Origin of the sequence: Novipirellula sp., assembly GCF_041583735.1 — a bacterium.
In the GTDB taxonomy this organism is placed as follows: Bacteria; Planctomycetota; Planctomycetia; order Pirellulales; family Pirellulaceae; genus Novipirellula.
The window spans coordinates 1-8,953 of the sequence record NZ_JBFHFD010000347.1; the positions used below are offsets into that span (position 1 = coordinate 1).

Sequence of the window (8,953 nt, forward strand, 5' to 3'; positions counted from 1 at the left end):
GAAATGTTGTTGGCGACGACCAGTGAGCGACAAGGCCGCATCATCGATCAAGACGAAGGCGGCGCCGGCATGGAAGAAAAGAAACGCCGAGGATACTTCTAGAAACTGGTGTCCTGCCCACGCCAAACGCCACCCTTTCAATTTCATATTTGACGCATGTCCCACAAATCTGACCTGATCGCTACCGATATCGAAGCCTACTTGAAGCAGCACGAGCACAAGCAGTTGCTGAGGTTCATTACGTGTGGCAGTGTCGACGATGGCAAAAGCACCCTGATCGGCCGCTTGCTGTACGACAGTAAGATGATTTACGAAGACCAACTGTCGCAACTCGAAGCCGACTCGAAAAAGATCGGCACGACGGGCGGCAATTTCGACCCCGCGCTACTGACCGACGGGTTAAAGGCCGAACGGGAACAGGGCATCACGATCGATGTCGCCTACCGTTACTTCAGCACGGCAAAGCGAAAATTCATCATCGCCGACACGCCGGGGCACGAACAATACACTCGCAACATGGCCACCGGCGCTAGTTCCGCCGACTTGGCAGTGATCTTGATCGATGCGCGTCACGGCGTCTTGACGCAAACTCGGCGTCACAGTTTCATCGTTTCACTGCTGGGCATTCGCCACGTGATCGTGGCGGTGAACAAGATGGATATTGTCGATTTTGACGAGCAGCGATTCAACGAAATCTGTGACGACTATCGATCCTTTGCAACGCGATTGGATCTGCCTGACCTGCACTTCATTCCGATCAGTGCACTTAAAGGAGACAACCTGGTCGATCGCAGCGAGAACATGCCGTGGTACAGCGGCAGCACGCTGATGAATTTCTTGGAAACCGTGTACATCGGCAGCGATCGCAACCTGCAAGATTTCCGCATGCCGGTTCAATACGTGAACCGTCCAAACCTGAATTTCCGTGGTTTCTGTGGCACGATCTCCTCGGGCATCATTCGCCCCGGCGAAGAGATCATGGTGCTACCAAGCCGGCAAAAGTCCAAGGTCAAAGAGATCGTCACGTTTGACGGCAATCTGGACGAAGCGTTTGCTCCGCTGTCGATCACGTTGACGCTCGAGGATGAAATCGACGCCAGCCGCGGTGACATGATCGTTCGCGAAGGCAACCTTCCCAAGAGCCGCGATCATATCGATGCGATGTTGGTGTGGATGGATTCCGACGCGATGGTTCCGGGCAAGACGTATCTGTTTAAACACACCACGCAAACGTTACCCGGCACGATCGACACGCTGAAGTATCGCGTTGATGTAAACACATTGCATCGCGAGCCGGCACCGCAGTTGGAATTAAACGAAATTGGGCGTGTCAGCATCTCGCTGAGCGGACCTCTGCATTTCGATGCGTACCGTCGCAACCGCAGCACGGGTGCCTTCATCGTGATCGACCGGATCACCAACGCCACCGTGGCGGCGGGGATGATTCTAGACAAATCGGGCGACAGTGATGCCAAGAGCATCTGGGACGACGATTTGCAAGCAAGCGATTCCGGCGACCCGAACGAAGTTTCGGCTGTGACGCCGGCGGAACGAGAAGCTCGATTTGGTCAGAAACCGGCCACGATTCTGTTGACCGGATTGACCGGCAGCGGCAAGACCTCGATCGCACTTGCGGTCGAGCGAAAGTTGTTCGAGGAAGGTCGTGCTGCGGCGATGATCGATGGCGAAAGCGTCCGCCGTGGACTAAGCCGCGACCTTGGATTCTCGGTTGCCGACCGCAGCGAAAACCTTCGCCGCAGTGCTCACTTGGCACACGCACTGAACCAAGCGGGCATGATCTGTGTGGCCTCGTTTGTGGCGCCGTCCGAAGAGGTGCGAAGCAAGGTCGGCAAGCTGATCGGCGAAGATCGATTCTTGGTGGTCCACGTCGCGACTCCGGTCAACGTTTGCCGAACGCGAGACACCAAGGGCCAATACGCCAAAGCCGACGCCGGCGAACTGCTGAATTTCCCCGGGGTGACGGCCGCGTACGACGAACCAGCGAATCCGGATTTGACAATCGATTCGAGCCAACAAAGCATCGATGAATGTGCCGACGCCATCGTCAAGCTGCTGCGAACTCGCGAAATCATCCGCTAATCACGTCCGCTGAGGACCGCCGCAACAATTTTCCGGCGGCCTATCGCCGGACGGGGATTTCGTAGTTCAGGATCCGCTTGCCATCTTGTTCCCCGGCACGTAGCAACATGGTGCTACCGAGTAGCGACTCGGCGTCATCCCAGTAAAATTCGCGACGCACCGTTTCGCCTGGTTTGACCGTGATAAAGCGGCGTTGGTACTGCCGGCCTCCCTGCGGAAAGAGCATGCAGTCGTAGGCCTGGGTAACGCCGGAATCGTTCGTCATCTCAATTTCGACTCGCAGCTGATTGCCGGTCAAAAGACGCGTTTCGGTCTCGATTCGCAATCCAATCGGACCGACCGTCAACTCGCGGTAAACCGTAAACTTCTTAGCCGGAATCGCTTGGTGTTCAAATCGAAGCGGGACTTCGTATTTGCCCCCCTTGGCACTATTGCCGAGCACCAAGTTGAATTGCAGCGTCGTACTCTTTCCCGCTTGCAATTCCCAAGGAATCGAAGGCTCGTTAAAACTCCAATGTTCGGGTGCCAGCACACTGAGCGAACCGCCCAATCCTTCGCGTGTCGGGTTGGTGAAAGTGACATCCACCGGTTGCGTTTGCCCGAGCAAGCTATCGACTTGCTTCTGTTCAACCTCCACCGACATACGAAACGCTAACAACGCTGGGTCCGCTCCGGTGATAAAGATCGGACGAGGCCCAATTTTGACGCGATGTGCAAGCTGATCCTCAACCTCCGCGAGTTCCAAGGGCTGTCGTCGGCCCCAGATGTCAACCATCTGAACTGCATCGCCAAGATAGATAAGCTCTTCACATGGCTTCGACGACCATAGCATGACCACGGCACGATCCGCTCCGGCGAAAACAATATTTTCAGCTTTGCTTCGCAGGCGTAGCGATCCCATCTGACGCAGATTGCCGATCATCAACGAGGTGGTACGCCAAGGCAACAACATCTCGCCGGGACGTCCATCGGCGGTCAACAGACCTCGTTCGGGATCACGCGGTTGGGACACAAACGCAGCTTGGACACGATGTTTCCGCACCACCGCCATTCGTTTTGCCAGATCCAAAATCCGATCATTGCGGCCGTATCGACTTTGCTCGATCGGCTCGATAACCACCCACGTTCGTGGACCGTTCCTGCTGCCTTGCAACTCTTCGAGACGCAAGTACTCGTCGAGTTCATCCGCGGTCAACTCGGGTTCGCTCGACCGCTGCACTGCGTTCCACGATGTTTCCGAGGGCATAGGGTCTCGCTCAGTCCACGGCCAACAGATCGCGACCTCGATCGGTTGCCCGTAGCCTTGCAGCCCCGTTGCGATCTCTGCGATCGATTCTTGCAGATGACTGCGGTCCAAAAAACTGTAGTCCTGATTCCCGCCCAATTGCCACACTTTTACCTTCAGCGTCAGACGCGTCATCACCGGTTCAAGCAATGGTTTCCAGACCCGCGAATCGCGAAACAGTTGAGACGCCACGACATCGCGACGACCGCGAATGTCAAACAGAGGCACCTGCGATTCAGGAGGCACGTCGAGCACCCCGATCGTCTGAATCCCAACATCTTGTAGCCGCGAACTTGCATCCAAAATTCGGTCGGCTGTTGCGGTGTCGTTGGGCTCGATCCAACACGGAATCTTGACCCAATTGACGCCCAACTGGGCTAACCAGCTGGCCAGTTCACGTGGCGGCATGTCGCGGCCGCTTTCAAGCAGCGTCCATCCGAAACTTCCTTGATTGGATTGACCGATCGCCGGATCGACCACCGCGAACGTGGTCTCCGTTGCCAAGGTGCGAAGGTGGCGGCCTTGAAGCGATGCCATCACACGATAAAAACCGGGCTCCAGATCAGGCAATTCCCAGTGCACCTGCATTCCCCGTGCCCCACCCGGTTTTGATGTTCCTCGCAGTCCGGCGCCGGGTTGCGTCCCCTGGACCGCCACGACGTTGGGAATATCCGATAGCTGCCGAGTGATCTCGCGGCCATCGACATCCATCAAACGAAACAAAACCTGAGTCGCACCACTGGGCAACCCCAACACCGTTGCCGCTGCGTCCACCGGATTGCCAACCGGGTGAATGCCCATTGGGTGATCGGTTACGAGTTGGAGCTGAGGAAACGGCTCGATGCTGATATCATCAAATCCAATTTCACCACGAATATCCTCGAGCCCATCTTCGGCACCCTCGACAATCAGACGAACGAAGACACCCGTGGCCGATCGCGGCGCACGGATGCGGTCAAGCACCAATTCGGTCCAAGCGGTAGTCCCGGTGACCGATTCCGTTAGATGCGTCTCGACCTCGTCGCCATGGTCATCGACAAAAACGAACTCCGCCCGGGCGCGGTCATGCCGCAAACCTTGGGTCATCACTCGGACGCTGAACCGATATTGATAAACGTGACTGGTTTTCACGGGGGGCGATTGCGTCATCACCAAACCACCATCCAGTTCAATCTTTAAATAGCGATCCACCATCGCATCGGCAAACGACGGCGGCAACACAGGCAATCCCTTGAAATGCTTGCGCAATCGAGGCCACTCGCGAATGACCATGGTGTCGATGGCCAGTAACTGCTGCTGCGCTGCGGGATTCTTCGCCGCAATCGCCACTTTGACATACTTGGGATAACGACGCCCTACGCGTCGCTGCCACTCGTCGGGCCAATCGTCAAAGTTCTTGTCGCTGGCCCGGCCAAAGTTCCACAGGTGACGCGGCAACTTATCGGTTGGCAACAGCGGTAAAGCAGCCTGTGAATCTGATCGCTCGGCCGAACCGGTAATCAAGCTGTTTGCGAGCGAAGGAGATTGAGCCGCCAGGATTACCGGGGATGCCGCCACGGCGCAGAGCCCCAGCACCGCTACCATGATCGCAGATACGATCCGGCGGCAATCGCCATACTGGCTTTCGTTTCGATAACGGCAGAGTAAAATGCCGCCGATTCGAAGGTTCATTTGCAAACGAAAGTAGGAATTCTGTGGCTGAAGTCAAAGTGGCGGTACGATTGGATAACTTGCGAGCTCCGTTACGCAAATCGCTGCCGTTGGTGGCAGCAATGGGTGCATCGGCAATCGAAATCGACGCGCGCAACGGCATTCGCCCTTCTGAATTGTCGGACACTGGGCTGCGACAATTGCGGAAAATGCTGGATGATCTGAATTTACGGGTTGCTGCGGTCCGCTTTCCCACCCGGCGGGGATATGATGTCACCCAGGATCTCGACCGCCGAGTCGAAGCGACCAAGGCGGCGATGGAGTTTGCCTACAAACTTGGCGCTCCGGTTGCCGTCAACCAAATCGGGATGATTCCCGAGGAAAAAGACGATCCTCGCTACATCACCCTGCAAAGCGTGATGGAAGACCTCGGTCGCTATGGCACCCGAATCGGTGCGATGTTCGCTGCCGAAACGGGCACCGAGTCGGGCGAAACACTAGCAGAGCTGTTGGATGCTAGCGAAGACACTTACGTCGCCGCCGCCCTGAACCCTGGTCAATTGATTATCAACCGGCACAGCCCACGGGATGCTATCAAAGCATTGGGCAATCGGATCCAGGTTGTCTGTGCGGTCGACGGGGTGATCGACTTAGCGGCAGGCCGTGGGTTGTCGGTGCCGCTGGGTCAAGGGACAGCTGATTTTCCGGAGCTACTCGGGCTGCTCGAGAATTTTCAATACCGCGGGTATTTTGTGGTAGGCCGCCGCGACATGCCCGCCGACTCGGCCTACGACGAACTGTCGCAAGGCGTCGAGTACTTGCAGAACCTGTAGTCGTAGCTTGCCAAGCCGTTGCGTAACGGCAACAGCACTTAGTCTCGATGCCTGAGCATGGGAAAAATGCCTCGGCATGGGTAAACTCGCCTAGTGCGTCATTCAGTACCGGTTTCGGGGTTTGCTGAAGTGGCCGAGGCTACGAGCCCCCACGATTCGACCGCACTTCAGGGACTCGTTGCCTCGTCCACTACCCCCAATGTTCAAGTTGGCCCAACGTTCAAGTTAGATGGTGCACTCGCTACGTCGGCATGCGAAACACTTCGATCGCTTTTTCGGTCCCGATGCCGGCTTCGCGTGCTCGTCGCGACAGAATCGTGATCGCGTGACGCCCCACGTCCCCTAAGTCGAGCGTCCAATCGTTGACGTACAAATCGACATGCTTCATCAGCACTTCGTCACTGAACTCTTGAGCATATTTTCGCATCGTCGGAAGCGGGGCGTTGCGGTCGGCCATCGCAAAGGCGATCGAATCGTGGATAACTTGCTGGACTTTCGCAGTCACCTCAGCCGGCAAGACACGGCGAGCCACGATGCCGCCCAACGGCAGCGGCGTGGTCGATTCAGTTTCCCACCGCTCGCCCAAATCTTCGACGCGGCCGAGCCCTTGGTCTTGCCAGGTGAAGCGGCCCTCGTGAATACAGACGCCAAAGTCGGCCTCGCCCCGCTGCAACATCGGCATGATCTCGGAAAAGACGACCTGCTTGATGTTTGTCGCCTTGGGATGAAAGATTTTCAGCAGCAGCGTCGCCGTCGTATGTTCCCCTGGGCACAGCGTCGTTTTGTCTTCGTCCTCGGGAGCCCCTGCATCATCAGGCGATGCCGATAGCAGCAGTGGACCGACACCAAACCCCATCGCCGATCCGCTGGGCAACACCACCGTTTCTTCGCTAAGCAGCAGTGCCGCATGAAAGCTGGTTTTGGCGACGTCGAATTCGTTGCGAAACAGCCCATCATTCAGCTGTTGGATGTCCAGCAGACGCACATGAAAATCGAGACCACGCCAATCGACCAACCGGTTCATCAGGGCGTGAAACGCAAACGTGTCATTGGGGCATGTTGAAATGCCAAGTTCAATCGGTCGATTCACGTGAGAGTCTCTCTGGATAGCGTTTTTCGCGAGCGATACTTGTCGGATCCTACAGCATAACGAGCTTGCGAAGTCGTGTCGCGGATCGCTCCGCGATCTTGCGTTCTCATTTTTACTTTCGTTTTGCGGTCTCGTTTTGATCGCGGGGCGATCAACGACGATCGAATAGCCGAATCACCAGTTCTGCGGCGGCTTGCAGAGCCTTGTCGATTTGCCATCGCGAATGATCGCGGTCGCCCACCTCGTTCGATATCCCACGAACCACCTCTAACGGCACATTGTGCATCTGGCATGCCATCGCCACACCAAAGGCTTCCATGTCTTCGGCGACCGCATCGGGAAACCGATCGGCCCGAGCACCCGCTTCACTCACCGATTGCGACGCCGCACACACACTCAGCAACCGCCCCTCGACCACACTGCCCTCGACCACACTGGACGTGTCGCTCCATCCGCCCAGTGCAATTTCATCCCCGATGTCGGCAAAGTGAGCCCAACCGATATCCGACGCCGAGCGAAACGTTTCACCGGCACCGACTCCGATTCCGTCACACGTGACCTTCCTAAACCGATACGCCGAGCCGACATCCCCGCGACCGGAGAATGCTCCGGCGATTCCCACCAACACGATTCGTTCGGGGTGGTACTTCGCAATCAATTGTGAAGTGCGTGCTGCCGCAGCGATCTGGCCAAACCCACACAATTGGGTCACCCAACTATCATCGATCGCAGGCACATCCAATCGAGACATGATTTTGTCGCGTTCGATTGCGGTTGGAATCAGTAATAAATTAGAAGCCACGCTGCAATCCAGGAGTGATATCGATATCGAAGGAGGCAAAATCACCACGTCGAATTTTTTCCAGTGCAATCGCCCCCATCACGGCATTGTCGGTACACAAATCGGGCGGGGCGATCGTTAATGCGAAGTGATCCTGCGTGGCAGCGGCGGCAAATTGTTGACGCAGATAGCCATTCGCCGCGACTCCGCCGCCAATAATCAACTGCTTACACTTGTACTGTTTCAGTGCCCGGCGACTCTTGCGGACCAACACGTCGACAACTGCAGTTTCAAACGACGCACAAACATCCGCTTTGACCTGATCGTCGATTTCCAGTTTTGCAAAATCCTGCTGCCCAGGACCGGTGATCGCATACCGCACCGCCGTCTTCAGCCCACTAAAACTAAAGTCGAAATGCTTTTCATGGATCATCGAGCGTGGAAAAGCATAGGCATCTCGCTTGCCCTTGGCCGCCAACTTTGAAACCTCGGGTCCCCCGGGGAACCCTAAACTCAACATCGCGCCGACTTTGTCAAACGCTTCGCCCGCCGCGTCATCGATCGTACCGCCCAGGTATTCGAGATCCAGCGGGCTGGTGCAGTAATACAAACTGGTGTGCCCCCCGCTGACGATCAAACCGACGCACGGATAGACCGACGATTCACTCGACAACTGGCACGCGTACAAGTGAGCGTGCAGGTGATTCAGCGAGACGAGTGGTTTCTGCCAAGCGATCGCCAAGGTCTTCGCTGCGACGACCCCGACCAACAGCGAACCGGCGAGCCCAGGGCGATCGGCAACCGCGATCGCGGTCAAATCGTCGGGCGAAACGTTGGCTTGCCGAATCGCGGTGTCGATCACCGGCAAAATTCGCTCCAAATGAGCACGGGCAGCAACCTCGGGGACGACCCCGCGAAACTGCTCGTGAAGCGACTCCTGAGTCGCAATGCATTGGCCCATCACTGCCCCCTCGTCGCTGATCACGGCCGCAGCGGTCTCGTCACAAGTCGATTCGATCGTCAAAATAGGCAAAATAGCGTCCGCCAAAAAACCCATCCAAAGAGGGGCTGCAAGTTTGATTTTGCGAAGAATAAGCGTGCCAGCCGCAATTGTCCGCATAAAAAGAGATCTAAATCCTAAAACTAGCGTGAATCCTGCGGTAGGCCTGCCTTGATCGATTGGCGGCAGGTTGCTACATTTCGTGGCTCAAAAC

6 protein-coding genes and 1 pseudogene are annotated in these 8,953 nt (G+C 56.5%); 3 read left to right on the plus strand and 4 right to left on the minus strand.

The features are described 5' to 3' along the window. Both ABX962_RS22030 and cysN read left to right on the plus strand, forming a co-directional pair. A pseudogene (locus ABX962_RS22030) lies at window positions 1-102 on the plus strand (sulfate adenylyltransferase small subunit); the annotation flags it as partial. A 54-nt stretch (window positions 103-156) separates the two neighbouring features. Then, complete coding sequence (gene cysN, locus ABX962_RS22035; protein WP_372722354.1) at window positions 157-2,100, plus strand: sulfate adenylyltransferase subunit CysN; 1,944 nt, start codon at window positions 157-159, stop codon at window positions 2,098-2,100. A 40-nt stretch (window positions 2,101-2,140) separates the two neighbouring features. On the opposite strand, the gene ABX962_RS22040 is transcribed toward cysN, so the two are convergent. After that, window positions 2,141-5,056: a hypothetical protein gene (locus ABX962_RS22040; protein WP_372722356.1), complete on the minus strand. Its 2,916-nt coding sequence runs from the start codon at window positions 5,054-5,056 to the stop codon at window positions 2,141-2,143. A gap of 23 nt (window positions 5,057-5,079) precedes the next feature. On the opposite strand from ABX962_RS22040, the gene ABX962_RS22045 reads away from it, so the two are divergent. Beyond that, window positions 5,080-5,868 carry a sugar phosphate isomerase/epimerase family protein gene (locus ABX962_RS22045; protein WP_372722357.1) on the plus strand — a complete coding sequence of 263 codons (789 nt, stop codon included), beginning with the start codon at window positions 5,080-5,082 and terminating at the stop codon, window positions 5,866-5,868. 241 nt (window positions 5,869-6,109) lie between these two features. Here the strand turns inward: ABX962_RS22045 and ABX962_RS22050 are convergent, their stop codons facing one another. The 3 genes from ABX962_RS22050 to tsaD all read right to left on the minus strand — a co-directional run bounded on the left by ABX962_RS22050 (window position 6,110) and on the right by tsaD (window position 8,787). After that, on the minus strand, window positions 6,110-6,958 hold the full coding sequence (locus ABX962_RS22050; protein ID WP_372722359.1) for a menaquinone biosynthesis family protein: 849 nt from the start codon (window positions 6,956-6,958) through the stop codon (window positions 6,110-6,112). A gap of 151 nt (window positions 6,959-7,109) precedes the next feature. Further along, window positions 7,110-7,760, minus strand: coding sequence for a futalosine hydrolase (gene mqnB / locus ABX962_RS22055; protein ID WP_372722361.1), 651 nt, complete (start codon window positions 7,758-7,760; stop codon window positions 7,110-7,112). Beyond that, a complete protein-coding gene (tsaD, locus tag ABX962_RS22060; protein ID WP_372722363.1) occupies window positions 7,750-8,787 on the minus strand; it encodes a tRNA (adenosine(37)-N6)-threonylcarbamoyltransferase complex transferase subunit TsaD in 1,038 nt (345 codons plus the stop codon). The genes mqnB and tsaD overlap by 11 nt, the downstream gene beginning before the upstream one ends. Between the last annotated feature and the right edge of the window lie 166 nt (window positions 8,788-8,953).